This is a genomic window from Georgenia sp. M64 (assembly GCF_038049925.1).
Classification (GTDB): domain Bacteria; phylum Actinomycetota; class Actinomycetes; order Actinomycetales; family Actinomycetaceae; genus Georgenia.
The window spans coordinates 3,171,663-3,196,309 of sequence record NZ_CP145809.1 but is presented as its reverse complement, the minus strand read 5'-3'; the positions used below and the strand labels follow the sequence as shown (position 1 = coordinate 3,196,309).

Annotated in this window: 21 protein-coding genes; 17 read left to right on the top strand and 4 right to left on the bottom strand. The window is 71.5% G+C overall.

Annotated features, from left to right (window positions below; genetic code table 11):
- Positions 1 to 223 precede the first annotated feature (223 nt).
- Positions 224 to 526, bottom strand: a complete 303-nt coding sequence (gene yidD, locus AAEM63_RS14260) for a membrane protein insertion efficiency factor YidD (protein WP_341358909.1) — start codon at positions 524 to 526, stop codon at positions 224 to 226.
- A 57-nt stretch (positions 527 to 583) separates the two neighbouring features.
- Between yidD and AAEM63_RS14255 the strand changes: the two genes are divergently transcribed.
- Both AAEM63_RS14255 and AAEM63_RS14250 read left to right on the top strand, forming a co-directional pair.
- A complete protein-coding gene (locus tag AAEM63_RS14255) occupies positions 584 to 1,096 on the top strand; it encodes a DinB family protein (RefSeq protein WP_341358908.1) in 513 nt (170 codons plus the stop codon).
- Entirely contained in the window at positions 1,093 to 1,896 is an 804-nt protein-coding gene (locus tag AAEM63_RS14250) for a carbon-nitrogen hydrolase family protein (RefSeq protein ID WP_341358907.1), read from the top strand. Before AAEM63_RS14255 ends, AAEM63_RS14250 begins: the two co-directional genes overlap by 4 nt.
- 120 nt (positions 1,897 to 2,016) lie before the next feature.
- Here AAEM63_RS14250 and AAEM63_RS14245 read toward each other — a convergent pair whose 3' ends face one another.
- Positions 2,017 to 2,295, bottom strand: a complete 279-nt coding sequence (locus AAEM63_RS14245) for a Fe-S cluster assembly protein HesB (RefSeq protein WP_341358906.1) — start codon at positions 2,293 to 2,295, stop codon at positions 2,017 to 2,019.
- A 341-nt stretch (positions 2,296 to 2,636) separates the two neighbouring features.
- Between AAEM63_RS14245 and AAEM63_RS14240 the strand changes: the two genes are divergently transcribed.
- The 8 genes from AAEM63_RS14240 to AAEM63_RS14205 all read left to right on the top strand — a co-directional run bounded on the left by AAEM63_RS14240 (position 2,637) and on the right by AAEM63_RS14205 (position 14,994).
- On the top strand, positions 2,637 to 4,268 hold the full coding sequence (locus tag AAEM63_RS14240; protein WP_341358905.1) for an ABC transporter substrate-binding protein: 1,632 nt from the start codon (positions 2,637 to 2,639) through the stop codon (positions 4,266 to 4,268).
- A gap of 160 nt (positions 4,269 to 4,428) precedes the next feature.
- The gene (locus tag AAEM63_RS14235; RefSeq protein ID WP_341358904.1) at positions 4,429 to 5,355 is read left to right on the top strand and encodes an ABC transporter permease; all 927 of its coding nucleotides are present in this window, start codon (positions 4,429 to 4,431) and stop codon (positions 5,353 to 5,355) included.
- Positions 5,348 to 6,334 carry an ABC transporter permease gene (locus tag AAEM63_RS14230; RefSeq protein ID WP_341358903.1) on the top strand — a complete coding sequence of 329 codons (987 nt, stop codon included), beginning with the start codon at positions 5,348 to 5,350 and terminating at the stop codon, positions 6,332 to 6,334. The genes AAEM63_RS14235 and AAEM63_RS14230 overlap by 8 nt, the downstream gene beginning before the upstream one ends.
- Positions 6,331 to 8,043, top strand: coding sequence for an ABC transporter ATP-binding protein (locus AAEM63_RS14225; RefSeq protein ID WP_341358902.1), 1,713 nt, complete (start codon positions 6,331 to 6,333; stop codon positions 8,041 to 8,043). The genes AAEM63_RS14230 and AAEM63_RS14225 overlap by 4 nt, the downstream gene beginning before the upstream one ends.
- A 352-nt stretch (positions 8,044 to 8,395) precedes the next feature.
- Complete coding sequence (locus tag AAEM63_RS14220; protein WP_341358901.1) at positions 8,396 to 9,379, top strand: ABC transporter permease; 984 nt, start codon at positions 8,396 to 8,398, stop codon at positions 9,377 to 9,379.
- A gap of 1 nt (position 9,380) precedes the next feature.
- Positions 9,381 to 10,379 carry an ABC transporter permease gene (locus AAEM63_RS14215; RefSeq protein WP_341358900.1) on the top strand — a complete coding sequence of 333 codons (999 nt, stop codon included), beginning with the start codon at positions 9,381 to 9,383 and terminating at the stop codon, positions 10,377 to 10,379.
- Between the two features lie 68 nt (positions 10,380 to 10,447).
- A complete protein-coding gene (locus tag AAEM63_RS14210; RefSeq protein ID WP_341361381.1) occupies positions 10,448 to 12,517 on the top strand; it encodes an ABC transporter ATP-binding protein in 2,070 nt (689 codons plus the stop codon).
- A gap of 731 nt (positions 12,518 to 13,248) precedes the next feature.
- Positions 13,249 to 14,994, top strand: a complete 1,746-nt coding sequence (locus tag AAEM63_RS14205; RefSeq protein WP_341358899.1) for an ABC transporter family substrate-binding protein — start codon at positions 13,249 to 13,251, stop codon at positions 14,992 to 14,994.
- Between the two features lie 114 nt (positions 14,995 to 15,108).
- Here the strand turns inward: AAEM63_RS14205 and AAEM63_RS14200 are convergent, their stop codons facing one another.
- The gene (locus tag AAEM63_RS14200; RefSeq protein WP_341358898.1) at positions 15,109 to 15,771 is read right to left on the bottom strand and encodes a PH domain-containing protein; all 663 of its coding nucleotides are present in this window, start codon (positions 15,769 to 15,771) and stop codon (positions 15,109 to 15,111) included.
- Positions 15,772 to 15,950: 179 nt separating this feature from the next.
- Here AAEM63_RS14200 and typA point away from each other — a divergent pair, with 179 nt between their 5' ends.
- The 4 genes from typA (at position 15,951) to AAEM63_RS14180 (ending at position 21,206) form a co-directional block, all read left to right on the top strand.
- The gene (gene typA / locus AAEM63_RS14195) at positions 15,951 to 17,846 is read left to right on the top strand and encodes a translational GTPase TypA (RefSeq protein ID WP_341358897.1); all 1,896 of its coding nucleotides are present in this window, start codon (positions 15,951 to 15,953) and stop codon (positions 17,844 to 17,846) included.
- A gap of 13 nt (positions 17,847 to 17,859) precedes the next feature.
- Positions 17,860 to 18,279 (top strand): DUF6113 family protein, encoded by a 420-nt coding sequence (locus tag AAEM63_RS14190; protein ID WP_341358896.1) that lies wholly within the window; start codon positions 17,860 to 17,862, stop codon positions 18,277 to 18,279.
- The gene (locus AAEM63_RS14185; RefSeq protein WP_341358895.1) at positions 18,272 to 18,772 is read left to right on the top strand and encodes a flavin reductase family protein; all 501 of its coding nucleotides are present in this window, start codon (positions 18,272 to 18,274) and stop codon (positions 18,770 to 18,772) included. The genes AAEM63_RS14190 and AAEM63_RS14185 overlap by 8 nt, the downstream gene beginning before the upstream one ends.
- A gap of 136 nt (positions 18,773 to 18,908) precedes the next feature.
- Complete coding sequence (locus AAEM63_RS14180; RefSeq protein WP_341358894.1) at positions 18,909 to 21,206, top strand: VanW family protein; 2,298 nt, start codon at positions 18,909 to 18,911, stop codon at positions 21,204 to 21,206.
- Between the two features lie 103 nt (positions 21,207 to 21,309).
- On the opposite strand, the gene AAEM63_RS14175 is transcribed toward AAEM63_RS14180, so the two are convergent.
- The gene (locus tag AAEM63_RS14175) at positions 21,310 to 21,552 is read right to left on the bottom strand and encodes a hypothetical protein (protein ID WP_341358893.1); all 243 of its coding nucleotides are present in this window, start codon (positions 21,550 to 21,552) and stop codon (positions 21,310 to 21,312) included.
- Between the two features lie 134 nt (positions 21,553 to 21,686).
- On the opposite strand from AAEM63_RS14175, the gene fdxA reads away from it, so the two are divergent.
- From fdxA to AAEM63_RS14160, 3 genes are all read left to right on the top strand, one after another.
- Positions 21,687 to 22,004, top strand: coding sequence for a ferredoxin (fdxA, locus tag AAEM63_RS14170; protein WP_123914133.1), 318 nt, complete (start codon positions 21,687 to 21,689; stop codon positions 22,002 to 22,004).
- A gap of 2 nt (positions 22,005 to 22,006) precedes the next feature.
- Positions 22,007 to 23,143 carry a succinyldiaminopimelate transaminase gene (gene dapC / locus AAEM63_RS14165; protein ID WP_341358892.1) on the top strand — a complete coding sequence of 379 codons (1,137 nt, stop codon included), beginning with the start codon at positions 22,007 to 22,009 and terminating at the stop codon, positions 23,141 to 23,143.
- A gap of 173 nt (positions 23,144 to 23,316) precedes the next feature.
- Positions 23,317 to 24,615, top strand: a complete 1,299-nt coding sequence (locus AAEM63_RS14160) for a citrate synthase (protein ID WP_341358891.1) — start codon at positions 23,317 to 23,319, stop codon at positions 24,613 to 24,615.
- Positions 24,616 to 24,647: the final 32 nt, after the last annotated feature.

The following is a 24,647-nucleotide window of genomic DNA, read 5'->3' as shown; positions in this document are numbered from 1 at the left end:
CGGCAGGCGACGCCCGGGTGCTGCGTCCGGTCATCGACAGGACGTTGCCGTTCCGGCTGACGACCGACAACATCGTCGAGCAGGGCCGAACCCGCGCCGGCAAGGTCGTCGTCACCATGGCCGGGCTGACGGCGACCGTGAGCTCCGTCCGCCGGCAACGACGTCCCGTGGTGGGAGGTCGGGTAGGCCGCCGCAGGTGGGACGGGACGAGCAGCCCGGGCCGCTAGAACCTGAACGGGATCGGGATGCCGCCGCAGCAGCAGACGCCCTGCACGTTGTGCTGCCGCAGCATGCTCGCTGCCTGGTAGCAGGCGAGGAACTGCAGGACGACCGGCACGGTCCCGCGCACGACGCCGCGCCGGGCGACGATGTCGCGCACGGCGCCCGAGCAGGTGGCGTCGCCGTGGGCCACGCCGTAGGCGCACGACCAGCCCTTCCGCGGCGAGAGCCGCTCCTGGTAGAGGCGGATCGCGCGGTCCACCGCGCGGGCCGGGATGGCCACGAGGTCGCTCCGTGCTGCCGTCATGCGGTCAACGTAGCCGCTGGGGTGCGCGGTGGCGCGCGGAGGCGGCATCCTCGGGTCATGGACATCGCCCCGGACACCAAGGACTGGACCTGGGTCCTCACGCGCCCCTGCCCGCAGTGCGGGTTCGACGCCCGCGCCGTCGCGTCGGAGGACCTCGGAGCCTTCCTCCGCGACCTCCTGCCCCGGTGGCAGGGCGTGCTGGCACGTCTCGACGCCGGCGAGCGCCCCGACGCCGCGACGTGGTCCCCGCTGGAGTACGCCTGCCACGTGCGCGACGTCTGCCGGCTCATGCGCACCCGCCTCGACGCCGTGCTCGCCGACGACGACCCGGTCTTCGCCGACTGGGACCAGGACGCGGCCGCCGCGGGGTACGTGGGGGCCGACCCGGCCTCGGTGTGGACGGAGCTCGCCGACGCCGGTGCGGACCTCGCCGCTGCCCTGGACGCCGTTCGGCCCGAGGAGCGCGATCGGCCCGGCCGTCGCTCGGACGGGGCGGCGTTCACCGCGACGTCGCTGGGCCGCTACGCCCTCCACGAGGTCGCCCACCACACCTGGGACGTGCGGGGGTGAGCGGGCTGCGGGTCGGCGTCGCCCAGCTCGCCGCGACCCGGGACAAGGAGGCGAACCTCGCCCGTGCGGGCGACCTCATTGCGGCCGCGGCCCGGGACGGTGCCGAGGCGGTGGTCCTGCCCGAGTACGCCATGGCGTACGACCCGCTGCCCGACGCCGCCTCCCTCGCCGCGGACGCCGAGCCGCTCGACGGTCCCTTCGTCACCGGTCTCGCCGGGCACGCCCGCAGTCACGGGGTGACCGTGGTCGCGGGTGTGCTGGAACGTGGCACGGACGGCGAGCGCCCGGCGAACACCCTCGTCGCCCTGGGCCCGGACGGCACGCTGCTGGCCGCCTACCGCAAGGTCCACCTCTACGACGCGTTCGGCGACCGCGAGTCCGACCGGCTGCGGGCGGCCGACCCGGTCGCGACGGTCGTGACCGCAGGCGGCCTGCGGCTGGGCCTCATGACCTGCTACGACCTCCGCTTTCCGGAGATGGCACGGTTCCTCGTCGACGCCGGTGCCGACGTGCTCCTCGTGCCGGCCGCCTGGGTGGCCGGCCCGCTCAAGGCCGACCACTGGCGGACCCTCCTCCGGGCCCGGGCGATCGAGAACACCGCCTACGTGGTCGGGGCGGGCATGACCGGGCCGCGGTGCACGGGCCGGAGCATGGTCGTGGACGCCGCCGGGCAGGTGCTCGCCGAACTGGGCGAGGAGCCCGGGCACGCCGTCGTCGAACTGCGTCCCGACGACGTGGCGCGGGTTCGCACGGACAACCCCAGCCTGGCGAACCGGCGGTTCGACGTCCGGCCGCGCTGAGTCGAACCGGCTGGGGTGCGAGGGTCCGGCGCGCCGCTCGCCCCGGCGACAGGCCGGTGGACAGACGAGGGCGACCCGGTCCGCAGACCGGGCCGCCCCTTCGTCAGCTGTGCGCCGCAGTCACTCCTGGGGGCGCAGCGCGAAGCCCACGCCCTGCTCGGTCGCGCCGGCGTCGAGGGCGTGGCCCGAGAGCAGGGGAGCGGTGTCCTCCGCGACGAACACGCGGGCGCCGTCGTCCTCGATCACGGCGTCGGCCGGCTGGGGGGCGGGGACCAGCGTGAGCTCGAGCTGGTCGTCGTTCTCGGTCGTGGCGATGCGCATGCCGCCCTCGGCGGGCAGCCCGGCCTGCGCGGTGATGTCACGGACGGCGGCCTGGGCGGTGTCGGTCAGGGTGAGCATGTCTTCCCTCTGTCTTGACTGCATGGACCCGTCCACCCTCGGGGAGGTCTGCGCCGGCCGCAACCTCACGCCCCCGTCACTCGGGGCGGCGTCGTCGCCGACCGGGACCTTAGTCCCACGAACGCGTCCTGTGAATGGCTCGTGTCAGGATTCTCACAATGTGGTCACGATCGCGTAACGATCCATGCCGGGGGCATTCGTGGCGGCGTGACCGACCTATCGTTTCCGCATCCGCGCCTCCACCGGGGCGCCCTCGCACGCTCCGGCTGCGGCGGGTCCCGGCGGTCGGCGCCGGAGAGCATCGTGCTCACCCATCAGGAGGAACATTGAAGACCAGGCGTATGACAAGCGTGGCGGCATCGATCCTTGCCGGCTCGCTCGTGCTGGCCGCATGCAGCGGCACCGATTCCGGAGACGGCGATGCGGAGGGCGGCGGCGAGGAGACCACTGCTGCCGATGGCGCGGCGAGCGGCGAGATCATCACCCTCAACGGTGTGGAGCCGCAGAACCCGCTCATCCCGACGAGCACCAACGAGACCGGTGGCGGCAAGATCACCGACATGATCTTCGCCGGACTCGTCTACTACGACGCCGAGGGCGCCGTCCACAACGAGGTCGCCGAGTCCATCGAGTCCGAGGACAACCAGACCTACACGATCACGCTCGAGGACGGCTGGACCTTCTCCGACGGCAGCCCCGTGACGGCCCAGTCGTTCGTGGACGCCTGGAACTACGGCGCGCTGCTGAGCAACGCTCAGCCCAACAGCTACTTCTTCGAGCCGATCGAGGGCTTTTCCTACGACGAGGACTCCGAGCTGACCGGCCTCGAGGTCGTCGACGACCTGACGTTCACGGTGCGCCTGAACGAGGCGCAGTCCGACTTCCCGCTGCGGCTGGGCTACACGGCGTTCGCGCCGCTGCCCGAGTCGGCCTTCGAGGACATGGAGGCGTTCGGCGAGAACCCGATCGGCAACGGCCCGTACATGCTCGACGGCGAGGGTGCCTGGGAGCACAACGTGGGCGTCACGCTGGTCCCGAACCCGGACTACATGGGTGACCGGATGCCGCAGAACGGCGGCGTGGACGTGGTCTTCTACGACACGCTGGACGCCGCGTACAACGACCTGCTCGCGGGCAACCTCGACGTCATGGATGCGATCCCGGACTCGGCCTTCGGCACCTACGAGGACGAGCTCGAGGGGCGCTCGGTGAACCAGCCGGCTGCCATCTTCCAGGGCTTCACCTTCCCGGAGTACCTGCCCGAGTGGTCCGGCGAGGCGGGCAAGCTCCGCCGCGCCGCCATCTCCCGGGCCATCGACCGCGAGCAGATCACCGAGACGATCTTCCAGGGGACCCGCACCCCGGCGGTCGACTTCACCTCCCCGGTCATCGACGGCTGGTCCGACTCCATCCCCGGCAACGAGGTCACGCAGTTCGACGCCGACATCGCCAAGGACCTGTGGGCCCAGGCGGAGGAGATCGAGCCCTTCACGGGCACCTTCACCCTCGCGTACAACGCCGACGGCGGTCACCAGGCCTGGGTCGACGCCGTGACCAACGGCATCCGCAACACGCTGGGCATCGACGCCGAGGGCGAGGCGTACCCGACGTTCGCCGAGCTCCTCGACGACCGTGACGCCGCCGCCATGACCGGGGCGTTCCGCTCCGGCTGGCAGGCCGACTACCCGGCGCTGTCGAACTTCCTCGGGCCGCTCTTCTACACCAACGCCGGCTCGAACGACGGCCAGTACGCCAACCCCGACTTCGACACCCTCATCGACCAGGCGAACGCCGCCGAGTCGCCGGAGGAGGCCATCGAGCTTCTGCAGCAGTCCCAGGAGATCCTGTTCGAGGACCTTCCGCAGGTGCCGCTCTGGTACTCCAACGTCAACGGTGGCTGGGCCGAGGGCGTGGAGAACGTCGAGTTCGCGTGGAACAGCGTCCCGCTGATGTACCAGGTGACGAAGGGCTGACGCCCGACGCGTAAGTGTCACCGACGATGGGGGCGGGGCCGTTGCGGTCCCGCCCCCGTCTATGTCCCTGGCCGGGCGACGACGTATCGTCGTACCTCGCACGCGGCGGCACTTCCCCCGTCGCGGCCATCTTCTTGCTCGTTCACTAGGAGGCGACCGGATGCTCTGGTACGTCGGGCGCAGGATCCTGCAGGTGATACCTGTGTTCCTCGGGGCCACGTTGCTCATCTACTTCATGGTGTTCGCCATGCCCGGCGACCCCGTCGCGGCACTCGGCGGCGACCGCGGGCTGCCCGAGGCGGTCCAGCAGCAGATCCGGGAGCGGTACAACCTCGACGAGCCGTTCTTCGTCCAGTACCTCCTGTACCTCAAGGGCATCCTCACCCTCGACTTCGGCCTGACCTTCTCCGGCCGCGAGGTGTTCGACGTGGTGAAGGGCGCCCTGCCGGTCACGTTCAAGCTCGCCGTCATGGCGCTGGTCTTCGAGGCCGTGCTCGGCGTGGCCGTGGGCCTGTGGGCCGGGCTGCGCAAGGGCGGGGTCTTCGACGGCACCGCGCTCGTCACGAGCCTGTTCGTCATCGCGGTGCCGACCTTCGTCATCGGCTTCGTCCTGCAGTTCGCCGTGGGCGTCCGGCTCGGCTGGCTGCCGACGACGGTCGGGGGGGACGCCACTTTCCGGAGCCTCCTCATGCCCGCCATCGTCCTCGGCGCGGTGTCGTTCGCGTACGTCCTGCGTCTGACCCGCACCTCGGTCGCGGAGAACATGTCGGCCGACTACGTTCGGACGGCGACGGCGAAGGGCCTGCCCCGCAACCGCGTGATCACCGTGCACGTGCTGCGCAACTCCCTCATCCCCGTCATCACGTTCCTCGGTGCGGACCTCGGGGCGCTCATGGGCGGCGCCATCGTCACCGAGGGCATCTTCAACATCAACGGGGTCGGCGGCACGCTGTTCCGGGCGATCATCCAGGGGGAGTCGGCCACGGTCGTCTCCCTCACAACCGTGCTCGTGATGATCTACATCGTCGCCAACCTCCTGGTGGACCTGCTCTACGCCGTCCTGGACCCGAGGATCCGCTATGCCTGACATCGTCCACACCAACGCCCTGCACGGCCCCGAGCCCGTGGCGGCCCGGCGCCACCAGGAGCACTTCTTCGCCGACCTGGACGAGACCGGCCTCGGCGCGGTCGACGCGGTCCAGGACACCGGCGCACCCTCGAGCCTGTGGAGCGAGGCGTGGCAGAAGCTGCGACGCCGACCGATCTTCTGGGTGTCCGCTGTCATCATCGTCCTCGTCGTGGTCGTCGCGGCGTTCCCGAGCCTGTTCACCTCGCAGAACCCCCGGTTCTGCGAGCTCAGCAACAGCCTCGGCGACCCCGCTCCGGGACACCCCTTCGGGTACGACCGGCAGGGCTGCGACATCTACGCGCGCACCGTCTACGGCGCCCGCGCCTCGGTGACGGTCGGCGTGCTGGCCACCCTGGCGGTGCTCCTCATCGGAACCGTCGTCGGCTCCATCGCCGGGTTCTTCGGCGGCTGGTTCGACACCATCCTGTCCCGCATCACGGACATCTTCTTCGCGATCCCGATCGTCCTCGCGGCCATCGTCATCATGCAGCTCTTCAGCGACAGCCGGGCCACGATGACCGTGGTCGCGGTCCTCGCCGCCTTCGGCTGGACGTCCATCGCCCGCATCACCCGCGGCTCGGTGATGAGCGTGAAGAACAACGACTACGTCACGGCGGCGAAGTCGTTGGGCATGAGCAAGCTCGCCACGCTGGTCCGCCACATCCTGCCCAACGCGGCCGCGCCGATCATCGTCTACGCGACGGTCGCGCTCGGCACGTTCATCGTCGCCGAGGCCACCCTGAGCTTCCTGGGCATCGGGCTGCCGCCCTCCATCGTCTCCTGGGGCGGAGACATCTCCAAGGCCCAGGCCTCGCTCCGCTCCCGACCGGAGGTGCTCTTCTACCCCGCCGGAGCGCTGGCCCTCACGGTGCTCGGATTCATCATGATGGGTGACGCCGTCCGCGACGCCCTCGACCCGAAGGTTCGGAACCGATGAGCACGACGACGACCGCGACCGAGGCGGCCACGACGGTCGACCCCAACGTCCCGCTCCTGGAGATCCGCGACCTCGAGGTCGCCTTCCAGTCCAGCACCGGCATGGTCCCGGCGGTCCGCAAGGCCAACCTCACGATCTACCCCGGTCAGGCGGTGGCGATCGTGGGTGAGTCGGGGTCCGGCAAGTCCACCACCGCGCACGCGATCATCGACCTGCTCCCCGGCACCGGCAAGGTCGTCGGCGGCTCCATCAAGTTCGCCGGCAAGGAGCTGACCACCGCCTCGCGCGCGGAGATCGAGCACCTGCGCGGACGCGAGATCGGGCTCGTCCCGCAGGACCCGATGACCAACCTCAACCCGGTCTGGAAGATCGGGTTCCAGATCGAGGAGACGCTCCGCGCCAACGGCGTGACGCACAACCGCGCCGACACGAAGGCGCGGGCCGCCGAGGTCCTCGCCGAGGCCGGCCTGCCCGATGCGGAGCGCCGGGCCAAGCAGTACCCGCACGAGTTCTCCGGCGGCATGCGCCAGCGGGCGCTCATCGGCATCGGCCTGGCCGGTGAGCCCCGTCTCCTCATCGCCGACGAGCTGACCTCCGCCCTGGACGTCACGGTCCAGAAGAAGATCCTCGACCACCTGGAGGAGCTCACCCGCGAGCGCGAGGTGGCGGTTCTCTTCATCACCCACGACCTCGGCCTGGCCGCCGAGCGGGCCGAGCATCTCGTGGTGATGCACCGCGGGCGCGTCGTGGAGTCGGGGCCCTCCCGCCAGATCCTGGCCGACCCGCAGCACCCGTACACCCAGCGGCTGGTCGCCTCGGCGCCCTCGCTCGCCTCGCGCCGCATCCAGAGCGCGCACGAGCGCGGTGAGCAGTCGAAGGAGCTCCTCGCGCACGACGAGGAGCAGGTCGCCCGCGCCGCGAACATCGTCGAGGTCCGTAACCTCACCAAGGTCTTCCACCTGCGCGGAGCACGACCCGGCGCGGGCACGGACTTCAAGGCCGTCGACGACGTCTCCTTCGCCATCCCCCGCGGCAGTACGACGGCCCTGGTGGGGGAGTCCGGCTCCGGCAAGTCGACGGTCGCGAACATCATGCTCAACCTGCTCGAGCCGACCGAGGGCTCGGTGATCTTCGAAGGGACGGACGTCGGTTCCCTCGACCGCAAGGAGTTGTTCGACTTCCGCCGCCAGGTGCAACCCGTCTTCCAGAACCCCTACGGCTCCCTCGACCCGATGTACTCGATCTTCCGCGTCATCGAGGAGCCGCTGCGGGTCCACGGCGTCGGCGACAAGAAGGAGCGCGCCAAGCGCGTCGCCGAGCTGCTGGAGCTCGTCTCGCTGCCCACCTCGACCATGCGTCGCTACCCCAACGAGCTCTCCGGCGGGCAGCGTCAGCGCGTGGCCGTCGCGCGGGCACTGGCGCTGAACCCCAGCCTCGTGGTGTGCGACGAGGCCGTCTCCGCCCTGGACGTGCTGGTCCAGGCGCAGGTCCTCACCCTGCTCAACGACCTGCAGACCGAGCTGGGGCTGACCTACCTCTTCATCACCCACGACCTCGCCGTCGTCCGGCAGATCGCCGACGAGGTCGCGGTGATGGAGAAGGGCCGCATCGTGGAGATGGCGAGCACCGACGAGGTCTTCGACCACCCGAAGCAGGCCTACACACAGGAGCTCCTCGCGGCCATCCCCGGAGCCAGCCTGGAGCTGTGAGAGCCGGGCCGCCCGCCACGGCGGGCGGCCCCGGCCTGCATCCTGGACGGGCCCGGCCGGCGTCGCCACCGGGCTCGTCGCCGGCACCGGACGCACGCTCGCGGGAGGCCCGCACCGAGGCGGGATCGTGCGTGGGCGCCGTCGCCCCGGGTCCTGCCGCGCGCCGTCGCGCGGCATCTCAGGACACCGGTCGGCCGAAACATGATGGTCATGAACGAGCATGTAATCTGTCTCGATGTCACCAATGGCGTGGATCACATTCCGAGCCAGCGGAACCCCCCGTCGGTGAGGTCCGGGCGGCCCGTCCCACCGGGCGGCCACCCGCGTCCCTCCTGAGCACGAAAGCCACCCCATGCTCCTCTACCTCGCTCGCAGGTTCCTGAACTACCTGGTCCTGCTCTTCATCGCGATCTCGCTGGTGTACGTGCTCGCGGCCACGCAGCTCGACCCGCGCAGCCTGTACGAGATGCGCAACCCGCCGATCGACCCGGCCGCGATCGAGAGCTCGCTGACGTCGTTCAACCTCAACGACAAGACCCCGGTGCTCGAGCGGTACTGGATCTGGCTCACCGGCGTCCTCGGTTCGTGGGACTGGGGCCGCAGCCCGTTCGGGGAGTTCGTCAACGACGAGATCGGCACCCGGGCGTGGGTCTCCCTGCGGCTGGTGACCATCGGGTCGCTGCTGGGGATCACCATCGGCGTGGCCCTCGGGGCCTGGACCGCGACGCGTCAGTACAGCGTCGGGGACCGGATGATCACCCTCGGCTCCCTCGTCGTCATCTCCACGCCGATCCTCGTCATCGCGGTCGTCCTGCAGATCCTCGCGGTGAAGTTCAACCAGAGCACCGGCACCCAGTTCTTCGAGTTCCTCGGCGAGACCGGGCGGCACGGCGACGGCGCGCTCGCACCGCTGTGGGACCGCCTCCAGCACCTGCTGCTGCCCACGATCACCCTGACCGTGGGCGGGATCGCCTCCTACAGCCGCATCCAGCGCAACCTCATGCTCGACACCCTCGGGGCCGACTACGTCCGGACCGCCCGCGCCAAGGGCCTGCGCCAGAACGTCGCCCTGCGCCGCCACGCCCTGCGCACGGCGCTGATCCCGACCGGGACCTACTTCGCCTTCACCATCGCCACGCTCGTGCTCGGTGCCACGTTCACCGAGCTCGTCTACGGCTGGCACGGCATGGGCATCTACTTCGTCCAGGCGCTCCAGGGCCAGGACGTCAACGGGTCGGTGGCCGTCGCGGCCTTCGGCGGCGTGTGCGTGCTCGTCGGGGCGATGCTCTCCGACGTCCTCGTCGCCGCCCTCGACCCCCGAGTGAGGGTGAGCTGAGATGACCACGACCAAGCACGAGGACAACGACGCACCGCGCGTCGCCCTCGACCGCGAGCCCACCTCGCAGGTCGCCGGTCCCTTCGAGGCCCAGCTCCCGGAGGTGGCCGCGGGAGGCCTGCCCGTCGGCACCCGGCGCCTGTCGCGCCGCACGATCGTCGCGCGCCGGTTCCTGAGGAACAAGACCGCCGTCGTCGGGCTGGTGGGGTACCTCCTCCTCGCGGCGTTCGCCGTCCTCGGGCCCTCCCTCTCGCCCTGGACCTACACCCAGATCGACCAGACGGCGTTCCTCAAGCCGCCGAGCGAGGCGCACTGGCTGGGCACCACCCAGGCGGGGCGCGACGTCTTCGCCCTCACCGTCGAGGGTCTGCGCAAGTCGATGATGATCGGCCTGGGCGTCGCGGCCCTGCAGACGGCGATCGCCGCCACCGTGGGCGCCTTCGCCGCCTACTACGGGCGGCTGTTCGACAAGGTGGCGCTGTGGGTCATCGACCTGCTGCTCGTGGTGCCGTCGTTCTTCGTCATCGCGATCCTGTCGGTCCAGACCGGCGGGAGCCGCGGCTCGGTGCTCATGCTCATCGTGCTGCTGGCCGGGCTGGGCTGGATGCTCTCCGCCCGCGTGGTCCGCTCGATGACGCTGGGCATCAAGAACCTCGAGTACGTCACGGCGGCGAAGTACATGTCCGTGCCGACGCCGCGGATCATCGTGCGGCACATCCTGCCCAACATCTCCTCCCTCCTCATCATCGACGCCACCCTCGCCGTCGCCTCGGCGGTGCTCGCGGAGACGTCGCTGTCCTTCTTCGGCTTCGGCGTGCAGGCCCCCGAGACGTCGCTGGGCACGCTCATCGGGGAGGGCCAGCGCACCGCGGCGACCTACCCGTGGATCTTCCTGGCGCCCGCGACGGCGCTGACGACGATGCTGGTCTTCATCAACTTCATCGGCGACGGCCTGCGCGACGCCCTCGACCCCACGTCCAAGTCCGGAGGACGCGCGTGAACATCCTCAGCCGCAGCCAGGCCGACCGGCCCGCACCCCTGACCGACAGCCTCCAGCGGTCGGCGCGCATGCGCGGTGGGCCGGTCCTCGAGGTGGAGAACCTCGACGTGCGTTTCCCCTCCGAGGACGGCTCGGTCCACGCCGTGCGCGGGGTCTCCTTCAGCGTCCGTCCGGGGGAGGTCCTGGGTATCGTCGGCGAGTCCGGCTCGGGCAAGTCGGTGACGTCCATGGCCGTCATGGGCCTGCTCACCCCGAACGCGAAGGTCAGCGGCTCGGTGCGGCTGCAGGGGGAGGAGCTCCTCGGGCGCTCCGACGCCCACATGTCCGCCATCCGCGGCAAGAACATCGGCATGGTCTTCCAAGACCCGCTCTCGGCCCTGACGCCCGTGTACACGATCGGTGACCAGATCGTCGAGGCACTGCGGGCCCACGGGCGCACCGACGAGGGTGCCTCGCGCAAGCGGGCCGTGGAGCTGCTCGACCTCGTCGGCATCCCCAACGCCGCGGTGCGGGTCAAGGCCTTCCCGCACGAGTTCTCCGGCGGGATGCGGCAGCGGGCCATGATCGCCATGGCGATCGCCAACAACCCCGATCTCATCATCGCCGACGAGCCCACCACCGCCCTGGACGTGACGATCCAGGCGCAGATCCTCGAGGTGCTCAAGACCGCCCAGCGCGAGACCGGTGCCGCGGTCATGATGATCACGCACGACCTCGGCGTCGTGGCGGGCATGGCCGACCAGGTGGCCGTGATGTACGCCGGCCGGGTCGTCGAGCACGGGCCGGTCGACGACATCTACTACCGCTCGACGATGCCCTACACGATCGGCCTGCTCGGCTCGCTGCCCCGCCCCGACGCCGAGGAGAAGCAGGCGCTCGCCCCCGTCGAGGGCAACCCGCCCTCGCTCCTCGACCTCCCGCCGGGGTGCCCGTTCGCCGCCCGCTGCCCCATGGCGATCGACGTGTGCCGCACCGTCGAACCCGCCCTGGCACTCACCCGGGGCGACGGCCACACCGCCGCCTGCCACCGCTCGGAGGAGATCGCCGAGCAGGACCTCACCTTCCTCGAGATGTACCCGGTGCCGCGGATCATCGAGCGACCGCTGGCCCAGCTGCCGCGGGCCGAGCGCGAGGAGGTTCTCGCGGTGACGGACCTGGAGAAGCACTTCCCCCTCATGAAGGGCTCGGTGTTCAAGCGCCGCGTCGGCACCGTCCACGCCGTCGACGGCGTCTCGTTCGAGATCCGCGCGGGGGAGACCCTCGCCCTCGTCGGTGAGTCGGGCTCGGGAAAGACGACGACGCTGCTGGAGATCCTCGACCTCAAGGCCCCCTCCAACGGCAAGGTGGTGGTCCTGGGCAACGACGTCGAGTCCCTGGGCGGCCGGCGCGAGCGCAAGGCCGTGCGCCGGGACCTCCAGGTGGTCTTCCAGGACCCCATGGCCTCCCTCGACCCGCGCATGCCGGTCTTCGACATCATCGCCGAGCCCATGGAGGCCAACGGGATCCCCAAGCGGCAGCTGGAGGACCGGGTCCGCGAGCTCATGGCGCTGGTGGGCCTGGAGCCCTCCCACGCCAACCGCTACCCGCAGCACTTCTCCGGCGGGCAGCGCCAGCGGATCGGCATCGCCCGGGCGCTCGCGCTCGAGCCGAAGCTGCTCGTGCTCGACGAGCCGGTCTCCGCGCTGGACGTGTCCATCCAGGCGGGCATCATCAACCTCCTCGACGAGCTGCGCGCCAAGCTCTCGCTCAGCTACCTCTTCGTCGCGCACGACCTGTCGGTGGTCCGCCACATCGCCGACCGGGTGGCCGTGATGTACCTGGGCAAGATCGTCGAGATCGGGGAGGTGGACAAGGTCTTCGAGACTCCCACGCACCCGTACACGCAGGCGCTGCTCTCGGCCATCCCGGTGCCCGACCCCGTCAAGGAGCGCCAGCGCGAGCGGATCCTCCTCGTCGGCGACCTGCCCTCCCCGGCGGACCCGCCGTCGGGCTGCCGGTTCCGCACCCGCTGCCCGAAGTTCCTCGTCCTGAGCGAGGACGAGCAGCGGCGCTGCGTGGACGAGGAGCCGGCGCTGACACCGATGGGTGGGGACCAGCGGTCGGCCTGCCACTACGCCCAGGCCGTCGAGATCTTCTGACCCGACCGCGCCGCCGGCCGGGCTGGCGAGAGCGAGGGGGCCGCGTACCGGACACCGCGCGCGGCCCCGTCGCGTGTGGCGCCGCGAGCGGGCCGCTCCGCGGAACGGGGAGCGTGCTCGGCTCGCGGGCAGGGTGAGCGGGTTCGTGCCGCGCGCACGGTGAGCACACGCGCGGCCGCGGTGAGGTGGCTCGCGGCACCCGCGATCACGGCACGCAGGCTCGTGCCCGCGGCCACGGTGAGCAGGGTGGATCGGCGGGTCGCCTCGGTGGGGACTTCTACGGGGAGCTTTCGGCGGCGCTGTGCCGTCGGAACTCACCCGATCGGTCGGATCTTCCCCGTTGCGCCGTCGGGGGTGCCTCCGATCGGTCGGATCTTCCCCGTTGCGCCGTCGGGGGTGCCTCGGATCGGCTGGATCTTCCCCGTTGCGCCGGTCCGGTGCCGTCGAGCGCCACGGACGCCGCCCGCTGCTCTCCGGCGACGTCACCCTCGCTTGATCCCGGCGCCGGCCGGCAGCGCCGAGGCGGTTTCGGAGCGGCCCGAACACTTAAGTCTCCCAAGTGTTTCGCCCGGGTCTCAATTAGGTCACAAGTCCGTCTAGAGCGCCGTCGGCGTGCGGTACGTCACAGGCGACATGGTTCAGTACTCGGATGAACGTGCGGCCGACCGATGTCGGGCGTGGGCGGCCCCGTCCGCGGACGTTCTCTTGACATTCTCATGGAGGTTCAAACAGTGCGCACGAAGAAGGGTGCAGCGGTCCTGGCGACCGGTGCGGCGCTCGCCCTGGTCCTTGGGGCCTGCGGCGACAGCGGTGGCGACGAGCCCACCGACACCACGTCGGGGGCTGCCGAGGAGACCGAGGGCGGCGGCGCCGAGGGTGAGGCCGGAATCCTCACCGAGGGGGATGGTGACCTCTTCCAGGTCAAGGCGACCCCCCGCGACCAGCTCGAGCAGGGCGGCCAGCTGCGCCGCGCGGTGTCCGAGCTACCCCCGCAGTGGAACCCCATGCACGTCAACGGCAACAACGCCGACTACACCGACATCCGCGACGCCATGAGCCCCGCCACCTGGGACTACAACGGCGAGGGCTCGCCGGTGCCGAACGAGAACTACCTGCTCGACTTCACCGACGAGACGGTCGACGGCCAGCAGGTCATCACCCTGAACCTCAACCCGGACGCGGTCTGGAACAGCGGGGACCCGATCAACTGGGAGGACTACCAGGCCTCGCTGACCGCCTGCAACGGCGAGAACGCGGAGTTCCAGTGCGTCCAGACCGGTCCGTACGAGCAGATCGAGTCCGTCGAGCAGGGTGAGACCGAGTTCGACGTCGTCATCACCTTCAAGGAGACCTACCCCGACTGGTCCTCGCTCGTCAGCTCCGTCGTCCCGGCCGAGTCGGTCGCCGACGCCGCGACCTTCAACGAGGGCTGGCTGGAGTTCCCGGCCGACTGGTTCACCGGGCCCTACAAGGTCGACAACCTCGACGAGGCGCAGCAGGTCCTCACCCTCGTCCCGAACGAGAACTGGTGGGGCCCGGCCCCCATGCTGGACGAGATCCAGTTCCGGGTCGTCGCCCCCGACGCCACCGGCACCGCGTTCCAGAACAACGAGATCGACGTCTTCGACGTCGGCCCGGACCCGAACGCCTACGCCCTGGCCCAGACCGTGTCCGGTGCGGAGATCCGCGAGGCCAAGGGCCCGAACTGGCGCCACTTCACCATCAACTCCACCGCCGGGCTGCTGCAGGACCAGGTGATCCGCCAGGCGATCCAGCGCGGCATCGACCGCCAGGCGATCGCGGAGTCCGACCTCGCCGGGCTCCCCGGCGAGAAGAAGCCCCTGAACAACCACATCTTCATGGAGAACCAGGAGGGCTTCGTCGACAACGGCAGCGAGTACGGCTACGACCCGGAGCGCGCCATGGCCGACCTCGAGGAGGCCGGCTGGGTTCTCAACGAGGACACCGGCATCCGTGAGAAGGACGGCGAGCCCCTCGCGGTGAAGTTCTCCGTGCTGACCGGCGTCGGCGCCTCCGAGAACGAGGGCCAGCTCGCGCAGGCCCAGCTCAAGGAGATCGGCATCGACCTCGAGCTCGTCCAGACGCCCGTCGACGAGTTCGGCCCCGCCCTGGAGGCCGGCGACTTCGAGATCATGGCCTTCTCCTGGATCGGCACGCCGTACCCGATGAACGGTCTCGCCCAGCTCTACGGCGACCCGTCCACCAACACGTCGAACTACGCCAAGCTCAACAACCCCGAGCTCAACGAGCTCATCAAGCAGATCGACGTCGAGACCGACCCCGCCGCGCGCATCGACCTGGCGAACGAGGCCGACGTGATGATCTGGGAGTCCGGGCACACCCTCCCGCTGTACCAGCGCCCCGAGCTCGTGGCCACGGTCAGCAACCTCGCCAACTTCGGCGCCACCGGCTTCAGCACCACGCGTGCGGAGAACTGGGGCTTCGTGAGCGAGTGATCCACCCGTAGTACGAGACGAAGGGCCGGTGGGAGACCACCGGCCCTTCGTGGTGCGTGAGGGCCCATGGCCGGTGGGGCGCCGCCGTCCACGGCGACGAGGCCCGGCGCCCCCTCAGGCCAGCGGGGCAACCGTGACGGCGGCCAGCGCGAGGCTGGCGACGACGGCGCCGAGCGCGAGCACGTCCACACTGACGCGGACCCCGCCGGACCTGCCGACCCCACGGGCCGCCTGGTCCTGGACCGACGGCCCCCTGGAGAGGTCGGACCCGCCCGGGCGGTCCGCTCCGGCGGGGCCGGCTGCGTGGGAGCCAGTGGTGCGCCGGTCGAGGCCGAGCTCGATGACCGAGCCCACGGTCGAGGAGTCCCCGACCAGCTGGGCGGTGCCGCTGGCCCGCTCGTCGAGGAGCTGGTCGGGCACGGTGTCGTGACGACGGCGCCCGGGTGCGGCCGGGGCCGCCCAGGCGCCGTACCGTCCGGCGGTGGTGCGCACCTTCAGGCCCCACCGCGTGTCGACCCCGAGGACGTCGTCCCAGGGCACGACGACGGTGCGGAAGACGTTGGCGAGCTCGAGCCCGTCCGGGCCCACCGTCACCCGTGGGCGCCAGAACACGACCCAGCCGATCACGGCCAGCGCCAGCGGCACCGCCCCGAAGCGGACCACCTCGGCCAGGCCGCCGTTGAGCGCGAAGGCGACGAGCAGCAACGCCGCGGCCACCCAGAAGAAGACGGCGTACCGCCCGGCGGCGGGCGCGCGGAAGACGAGCGTGGGACCCATCGGTCCATCATCGCCGACGCGGCCGTGAGTGGGCGCACACCGCCAGGGGGTGCCGCCGGACGGGGGTACGACGCTAAACTGGTCCGTTGGCGCCCACCGCGGCGCCCAGCCCGCGCAGGCTGTGGCCGATCCGGTCGCCCCGCGGAGGTCTGTCCTCACCGATGAAATGAGCTACGCGTATGCCTGTGCGCTCTGATCTGCGCAACGTCGCGATCGTCGCCCACGTCGACCACGGCAAGACCACGCTGGTCGACGCCATGCTCTGGCAGTCCGGCGCCTTCGGCGAGCACCAGCACGTCGACGAGCGGGCCATGGACTCCGGCGACCTCGAGCGCGAGAAGGGCATCACGATCCTCGCGAAGAACACCGCGGTGCACTACCGCGGGCCCGCCGCGGCGGGTCTCGAGGACGGCGTCGTCATCAACGTCATCGACACCCCCGGGCACGCCGACTTCGGCGGCGAGGTCGAGCGCGGCCTGTCCATGGTCGACGGCGTCGTCCTGCTCGTGGACGCCTCCGAGGGACCGCTGCCGCAGACCCGCTTCGTGCTGCGCAAGGCCCTCGCGGCCAAGCTGCCGGTGGTGCTGCTGGTCAACAAGGTCGACCGCCCCGACTCGCGGATCAGCGAGGTCGTCCACGAGGCGCACGACCTGCTCCTCGGCCTGGCCTCCGACCTGGCCGACGAGGTCGACGACCTCGACCTCGACTCGATCCTCGACGTCCCCGTCGTCTACGCCTCGGCCAAGGCCGGCCGGGCGAGCCTGAACCAGCCTGGCGACGGCGAGCTGCCGGACAGCGAGAACCTCGAGCCGCTCTTCGCGACGATCCTCTCGACCATCCCGGCGCCGACCTACGAGGAGGGCGCGCCGCTCCAGGCGCACGTCACCAACCTCGACGCCTCGCCGTTCCTGGGCCGGCTGGCGCTGCTGCGCATCCACAACGGCGAGCTCCGCAAGGGGCAGACCGTGGCGTGGGCGCGCCAGGACGGCACGATGAAGAACGTGCGCATCTCCGAGCTGCTGCGCACCGAGGCGCTCGAGAGGGTGCCGGCCGAGAGCGCGCGCGCCGGTGACATCGTCGCCGTCGCCGGGATCGAGGACATCACCATCGGTGAGTCCCTCGTCGACGCGGACGACCCCCGCCCCCTGCCGCTCATCACGGTGGACGACCCGGCCATCTCCATGACGATCGGGATCAACACCTCGCCGCTCGCCGGGCGGGTCAAGGGCGCCAAGGTCACCGCCCGCCAGGTCAAGGACCGCCTCGACCGCGAGCTCATCGGCAACGTGTCCCTGCGCGTCCTGCCCACCGAGCGTCCCGACGCCTGGGAGGTCCAGGGCCGCGGCGAGCTCGCGCTGGCCATCCTCGTCGAGCAGATGCGCCGCGAGGGCTTCGAGCTCACCGTGGGCAAGCCGCAGGTCGTCACCCGGATGATCGACGGCCGCCGCCACGAGCCGATGGAGCGCATGACCGTCGACGTCCCGGAGGAGTACCTGGGCACGGTCACCCAGCTCATGGCGCAGCGCAAGGGCCGCATGGAGACGATGTCGAACCACGGCACCGGCTGGGTCCGCATGGAGTTCATCGTGCCCGCGCGCGGTCTCATCGGCTTCCGGACACGGTTCCTCACCGACACCCGCGGCACGGGTATCGCCTCCTCCATCGCCGAGGGCTACGAGCCGTGGCAGGGGCCCATCGAGATGCGCAACACCGGCTCGCTGGTGGCCGACCGCGCCGGCTCGGTCACGCCCTTCGCGATGATCAACCTCCAGGAGCGCGGGTCCTTCTTCGTCGAGCCGACCTCCGAGGTGTACGAGGGCCAGATCGTCGGGGAGAACTCCCGCAACGAGGACATGGACGTCAACATCACCAAGGAGAAGAAGCTCACCAACATGCGCTCCTCCACGGCGGACAACTTCGAGAACCTCGTCCCGCCGCGCAGGCTCACCCTCGAGGAGTCGCTCGAGTTCGCCGCCGAGGACGAGTGCGTCGAGGTCACGCCCGAGTCGGTGCGCATCCGCAAGGTCGTCCTCGACGCCAACGAGCGGTACAAGGCCGCGCGTCGGCAGGCCTGACCCGGCGACGACGGTGAGCGACCACGCCCGCGCCGGCGGGGGCCAGGACCTCGGGCGCACGCCCGGGGCGCTGGTCGCCGTCGTCGTCCTGGGCGTCGTCGTCGCGGCCGCCGGCACGCTCGTGCACCGGTGGGACGCCGACGGGTGGCCGGTCGGCCTGCTCCTCGCGCTCGTCACCGCCGCCCTGTCCGCGGTGGCGGCCCGGGCGGGGGCGGGCGCGGCAGGGGTGGTGCTCCTCGGGCTGGCCGCGGTGGTGACCTCCCAGACGATGGCGTTCGTCTCCCCGGGCGGGGACGTCCTCGTCACCGACGAGGTCATCGGGTACGCGTGGCTCCTCGGGCTGCCGCTGAGCACCGTGGTGGCCGCGGTGACCCCCCGGCGCTGGTACTCGGGGCAGCCGGCGGCCCTGGCGTCGCGGGGGCCGCGTGGCTGAGCCGGGCGAGGAGCTGGTCGACCGCTTCCGGGCGGTCGTGCTCCGGCGGCCCGTCGGGGTCACCGTCGTCTCCGTCCGTGCGGGTGGCCTCGACCTCGCCATGACCGCGACCGACGTCGCATCCGTCTCCCTGCGACCGCCGATGGTCCTGTTCTGCGTCTACTCCGACGCCCGGCTGCGCGAGTCCCTGGAGACGACGGACACATGGGCCGTCAGCCTCCTCGACGCCACCGCCACCCAGGTGGCGGAGCGGCTCGCCGAGCCCGGGCGGCCCTCGATCGGCCAGCTGACCGGCATCGGCCACCACCGCGGTGAGGCCTCCGGGGCGGCCCTGGTCGACGCCGCGCAGGGGTGGCTCGAGTGCCGCACCGCCTGGGTGCGCACGGCCGGCGACCACGACGTCGTCGTGGGCGAGGTCCTCGACGCACGGCTCGGCCCCACGGGCACCGGGGCGCTCGTGCACCACCACGGCAGGCTGCGCCCGCTGCCGTGAGACCACCCGTCCGGGTCCTGGACGGAACGGTCACAATGTGGTTTCGGCGGGCGCCGCGGCCGCGGTCAGGGCGGGCAGGACGCTTACGATGCCTGGGTCGCAGCACGCGGCAGCCGGGGGAGAAGGACACTCAGCAGTGGCACACGACGACAGGCGCGAGGGCGGTACCGCCCAGACCTCAGCCGACCGCGAGAGCGACGCCGAGCACGGCTTCACCGGCCTCGGCGACCTCGACGCGGTGCTCGCACGACGCGCGGCGCTCGCCGACGGCCACGCACCGGACGCCGACACCGAGCTCCTCACACCCGAACGCCCGGTCCGCACCGAGGACGTCGAGGACGTCGAGTCCGGAGCGGCGGCCGGCGAGGCCGAGCCCGTGGAGGACGCCGAGGGCGTCGCGCCCGCTGACGTCGTCGAGCCCGCGGACCGTACCGGGGACGTCGAGCCCGCGGAGGGCGCCGAGTACGTCGAGCACGCGGAGGACTCCGACACCGCGCTCCTCAGCCCCGAGCGACCGGTCTCCGACACCGACACCGAGACCATCGACGCCGCGGCACCTGCCGGCCCGGCCGTCGCAGCCCCGCACTCGCCCCGCGGCGGCGAGGCCCTGGTGCACCCTCGCGACCCCGCGCACACCTACGAGGCGGCCGACCGCTACCGCCCGGAGGTCGAGGAGACCCGCATGCCGCCGTCGCCGCTGGACCGGTTCGACGCCGAGGAGCCCCGGAGGGGCCGTGGCTGGCTGGTGGCGGGCGTCGTCGTCCTCGTCCTGGCCCTCGCGTACGGCGCGGCCGCCTGGTTCCTGGGCGACCGGGTCCCCAACGGCACCGTCGTGGCGGGCGTCCCGGTCGGGGGGATGACGCAGGCCGCCGCCACCGAGCGGCTCGAGAGCGAGCTCGGCCCGCTGACCACCGACGCGATCCCGGTCTCGGTGGGGGAGGGGCTCTCGAGCATCGACCCCGCCGGCGTGAGCCTCACCCTGGACGTGGACTCCACCCTCGATCCCGTCACCGGGTTCTCCCTCGACCCGCGCGTGCTGTGGGGCCGGCTGTTCGGCATGGGCGACGTCGTCCCGGCGACGACGGTGGACGAGCCCGCCCTGGACGCCGCCCTGCAGTCGGTGGCCGCCGAGCTCGAGGTGGCCCCGGTCGAGGGCTTCATCGCCTACGACGGCGCGACGCCGGAGATCACGGAGCCCGTGCCCGGCACCGCGGTGGACGTCGAGGCCGCCCGCACGGTGGTCACCGAGGGGTGGCTCACGGCGGAGCGGCCCATCGAGCTGCCCACGCGCGAGCTCGAGCCCGCCGTCGACGCCGCGGCCGTGGAGGACGCCCGGACCGAGCTCGCCGAGCCGCTCGTGTCCGGACCGGTCGTCGTCACGGCTGGGGAGGAGCTCGCCGAGCTCACCCCCGAGCAGCTCGCCGCCGCCGCGAGCTTCACCGCGTCCGGCGACCGCCTCGAGCTCCAGCTCGACGGCCCGACGCTGGCCGACACCGTCACCGAGGTGAACCCCGACATCGTCGCCGGCGGCGAGGACGCCGAGATCGTCCTGCGCGACGGCAGGCCCACGATCATCCCGTCGACGTCGGGCCGCGGGTTCGACGCCGAGGCGCTCGCCGCGGCCGTCCTGGAGGCGGGCACCTCCACCGAGCGCACCGCCGAGGTGGACCTCGTCGAGGCCGAGCCCGAGTTCACCACCGCCGACGCCGAGGCGCTGGGCATCAAGGAGCTCGTCGTGGAGTTCTCCACCCCGATGCCACCCGACCCGGTGCGCACCTCCAACCTCGTCGCGGGCTCACGCAAGGTCACCGGCGTCATCATCGAGCCCGGTGAGGAGTTCTCCCTCCTCGAGCACATCGCACCGATCACCGAGGCGAACGGCTACGTCTCCTCCGGTGTCGTCGAGGACGGCTTCGCCACCACCGCGCTCGGCGGCGGGCTCTCCCAACTCTCGACGAACATGTTCAACATCGGCTTCCTGGCCGGGATGGACGACGTCCGGCACACCCCCCACACGCGCTGGTTCGACCGGTACCCCGCCGGGCGCGAGGCCACCGTGTGGGAGTCGAGCACGGACATGGTCTGGCGCAACAGCACCGACCACGGGGTCATGGTCGAGGCCTGGGTCGCCGACGGGCGGCTCCACTCACGCCTGTGGGGCACGAAGTACTGGGACGTGGAGACCTCCACGTCGGAGAAGTACGACATCGTCCAGCCGACGACGGTCTACAACCCGGCCGAGGACTGCAAGCCCGAGACCGGCGGGCAGGTCGGCTTCACCGTCTCCGTGGACCGCCAGCGCTACCGCGACGGCGCGCTGTTCGACGACGAGAGCTGGACGTGGACCTACCGGCCCTGGAACCACGTCGTCTGCGGCGACCCGCCCGCCGAGGATTCGGAGGAGCCGTCGAGCTCGCCGACGCCCACGGGCTGAGTCTCACCGGCCGACCCCCGCGCGCCGAGTCTCACCGGCCGACCCCCGCGCGCCGAGTCTCACCGGCCGACCCCCGCGAGCTGAGTCTCACGCGCCGGGCGCGTCACGCGCCCGGCGGGGGCGGGACCCGCTTGCCCGTGATCATGGTGGCCGCCGCCACGCGGACCGCACCGCGACGGGTCTGCACGACGACGGCGTCCGGGGCCACCTCGAGCAGGTCCCCGAGGGCGTCGTGCACGCCGTCGGGTGCCCGGTAGCGCACGACCACCCGCTCGCCCGGGCGCCACGCCATCCAGGGCAGCGGGGGAGGGGCCTGGTCGGCGTGGTCGGGGTGGTCGCTGGTCACGGGAGCAGCCTGCCCCGGGCGCCGCCCCCGCGCCAGCGCGCGAGACGGTTCGTCAACCCGGCGGGCCTGCGCGATACTGGGGACGCGTGGCGCACCGGTGGTGCCCGCGCCGTCGTCAAGGAGAGGAAGCACCCGTGACCTACGTCATCGCCCAGCCCTGTGTGGACGTCAAGGACAGGGCGTGCGTGGACGAGTGTCCCGTCGACTGCATCTACGAGGGCAAGCGTTCCCTGTACATCCACCCGGACGAGTGCGTCGACTGCGGCGCGTGCGAGCCCGTGTGCCCCGTCGAGGCCATCTACTACGAGGACGACGTCCCGGCGGTGTGGTCGGACTACTACCGCGCCAACGTGGAGTTCTTCAACGACCTCGGCTCGCCGGGCGGCGCCGCGAAGATGGGTGTCATCGACAAGGACGACCCGATGATCGCGGCACTGCCACCGCAGGCCTGAGGGTGCCGCTCCACGGTGGCGCGCTGCCCGACTTCCCCTGGGACGCGCTCGGGCCGGCCAAGGTCCGCGCCGCCGCGCACCCCGGCGGCATCGTCGACCTCTCGGTCGGCACCCCGGTCGACCCCACCCCGGCGGTCGCCCAGGACGCCCTGCGCGGTGCCGCCGACGCCCCCGGCTACCCCACGACCGTGGGCACGCTCGCGCTGCGCGAGGCCGTGGTGGGCTGGTTCGCGCGCCGCCGGGCGGTGCCGGGGCTGCCGCTGTCCGCGGTCCTGCCGACCATCGGGTCGAAGGAGATGGTCGCCCTGCTGCCCGCGCTGCTGGGTCTGGGCGCCGGCGACGTCGTCCTGCACCCCCGGGCGGCGTACCCGACCTACGACGTCGGCGCACGGCTGGCGGGGGCGACGCCGGCCCCGGTGGGGCCCGACCCGGCCGACTGGCCGGCGCGGGGCGTGCGGCTGGTCTGGCTGAACTCGCCCGGCAACCCCGACGGCCACGTGCTGGGCGTGGAGCAGCTGCGTGCGGTCGTCACCTGGGCCCGCGAGCACGGCGCCGTCGTCGCGTCGGACGAGTGCTACGCCGAGCTCCCCTGGGTGGCCCCGTGGACCGACCAGGGCGTGCCCTCGCTCCTCGACCCCCGGGTGAGCGGCGGGTCCCTCGAGAACCTCCTCGTGCTGTACTCGCTGTCCAAGCAGTCCAACCTCGCCGGGTACCGGGCCGCGCTCCTGGCCGGCGACCCGTCGCTGGTCGGGCGGCTCACCGAGATCCGCAAGCACGCCGGGATGATGATGCCCGCGCCGGTCCAGGCGGCGATGGCCGCCGCGCTCGCCGACGACGCGCACGTGCAGACCCAGCGCGAGCGCTACCGCGCCCGCCGGGAGGTGCTCCTCGGCGCCGTCGCCCGGGCCGGGCTGGAGCCCGACCCCGACTCCGCGGCGGGGCTCTACCTGTGGCTGCGCCACGGCGCGGCCGGATCCTGGGAGATCGTCGACGCGCTGGCGCACCGAGGGATCCTCGTGGCGCCGGGCAGCTTCTACGGCCACGCCGGCGCGGGTTACGTGCGGATGGCCCTCACCGCGTCGGACGAGCGCGTCGCCGCTGCGGCGGAGCGGCTGGCCGACGGGCCCCTGCTCGCCTGACGGGACGCGCGGCGTCGTCCGCGCCGCCCTCCCGTCCCCGCACGCGACCATGGTTCGGTGCAGACCGGGCCGATGACATATCTTGGTGTCGACGATCACACGGCCGAGCCGCCACCGGGCCCGGCGCACATGCAATGGTGCCTGCACGGCGCCGACCACTCCGAGGAGGACACATGGCGGATGCTGAGCTGAGCCCGGCGACGTTCGAGGTTGACGGGAAGCGGCTGGAGTTCGCCCGCGTCCAGGCGGTGGAGGGCAACGACGGGGTGAACATCTCCTCGCTGCTCAAGGAGACCGGGCTCGTCACCCTCGACCCCGGCTTCATGAACACGGCGTCGACGACGTCGGCCATCACCTACATCGACGGCGACGCCGGCGTCCTGCGCTACCGCGGCTACCCGATCGACCAGCTCGCGAAGGACTCGAACTTCCTCGAGGTCGCCTACCTGCTCATCTACGGCGAGCTGCCCGACACCGACACGCTCGAGGCGGTCACCCGCCGGATCAAGCGCCACACCATCCTCCACGAGGACTTCAAGGCGTTCTTCACCGCCTTCCCCGCGAACGGCCACCCCATGGCCATCCTGCAGGCCGGCATCGCCGCGCTCGCCACGTACTACCAGCACACCCTCGACCCGCACGACCCGTACCAGCGCGAGCTGTCCACGGTGCTGCTCATGGCCAAGGTGCCCACGATGATCGCCTCGATCGCCAAGCGCGCCACCGGGCTCCCCCTGCTCTACCCGGACGCCTCGAAGTCCTACATCGAGGACTTCATCCGGATGACGTTCGGCCTGCCGTACCAGCGCCACGACGTCGACCCCGCCATCGTCAAGGCGCTCGACATGCTGCTCATCCTCCACGCCGACCACGAGCAGAACTGCTCCACCTCGACCGTGCGCCTCGTGGGCTCCTCGCACGCGAACATCTACGCCTCGATCGCCGCCGGCGTCGGCGCCCTCTCGGGACCGTTGCACGGCGGGGCGAACGAGGCGGTCCTGGAGATGCTGGGCAAGATCCAGAACTCGGACTACTCGGTCGAGCAGTTCATGCAGAAGGTCAAGAACAAGGAGGACGGCGTCCGGCTCATGGGCTTCGGGCACCGCGTCTACAAGAACTACGACCCCCGCGCCGCGATCGTCAAGGACGCCGCCCACGACGTCCTCCAGCGGCTGGGCAAGAACGACCAGCTCCTGGAGATCGCGATGGAGCTGGAGGAGATCGCGCTGCACGACGAGTACTTCATCCAGCGCAAGCTCTACCCCAACGTCGACTTCTACACGGGTCTGATCTACAAGGCCATGGGCTTCCCGACGCAGATGTTCACCCCGCTCTTCGCCCTGGGCCGCCTGCCCGGGTGGATCTCGCAGTACCGCGAGATGATCAGCGACCCCACCACGAAGATCGGCCGCCCGCGGCAGGTCTACACCGGCGCGCCCGAGCGGGACTTCGTGCCGATCGACCAGCGCTGACCCGCTCCGTGGTGCCCGCCCCGGCGGGCACC

What these genes read in the sequence shown, in the direction of transcription:
- yidD (WP_341358909.1), bottom strand. Translation starts at nt 526, where the DNA reads ATGACGGCAGCACGGAGCGACCTCGTGGCCATCCCGGCCCGCGCGGTG.
- AAEM63_RS14255 (WP_341358908.1), top strand. Translation starts at nt 584, where the DNA reads ATGGACATCGCCCCGGACACCAAGGACTGGACCTGGGTCCTCACGCGC.
- AAEM63_RS14245 (WP_341358906.1), bottom strand. Translation starts at nt 2,295, where the DNA reads ATGCTCACCCTGACCGACACCGCCCAGGCCGCCGTCCGTGACATCACC.
- AAEM63_RS14240 (WP_341358905.1), top strand. Translation starts at nt 2,637, where the DNA reads ATGACAAGCGTGGCGGCATCGATCCTTGCCGGCTCGCTCGTGCTGGCC.
- AAEM63_RS14235 (WP_341358904.1), top strand. Translation starts at nt 4,429, where the DNA reads ATGCTCTGGTACGTCGGGCGCAGGATCCTGCAGGTGATACCTGTGTTC.
- AAEM63_RS14230 (WP_341358903.1), top strand. Translation starts at nt 5,348, where the DNA reads ATGCCTGACATCGTCCACACCAACGCCCTGCACGGCCCCGAGCCCGTG.
- AAEM63_RS14225 (WP_341358902.1), top strand. Translation starts at nt 6,331, where the DNA reads ATGAGCACGACGACGACCGCGACCGAGGCGGCCACGACGGTCGACCCC.
- AAEM63_RS14220 (WP_341358901.1), top strand. Translation starts at nt 8,396, where the DNA reads ATGCTCCTCTACCTCGCTCGCAGGTTCCTGAACTACCTGGTCCTGCTC.
- AAEM63_RS14215 (WP_341358900.1), top strand. Translation starts at nt 9,381, where the DNA reads ATGACCACGACCAAGCACGAGGACAACGACGCACCGCGCGTCGCCCTC.
- AAEM63_RS14210 (WP_341361381.1), top strand. Translation starts at nt 10,448, where the DNA reads ATGCGCGGTGGGCCGGTCCTCGAGGTGGAGAACCTCGACGTGCGTTTC.
- AAEM63_RS14200 (WP_341358898.1), bottom strand. Translation starts at nt 15,771, where the DNA reads ATGGGTCCCACGCTCGTCTTCCGCGCGCCCGCCGCCGGGCGGTACGCC.
- typA (WP_341358897.1), top strand. Translation starts at nt 15,951, where the DNA reads ATGCCTGTGCGCTCTGATCTGCGCAACGTCGCGATCGTCGCCCACGTC.
- AAEM63_RS14160 (WP_341358891.1), top strand. Translation starts at nt 23,317, where the DNA reads ATGGCGGATGCTGAGCTGAGCCCGGCGACGTTCGAGGTTGACGGGAAG.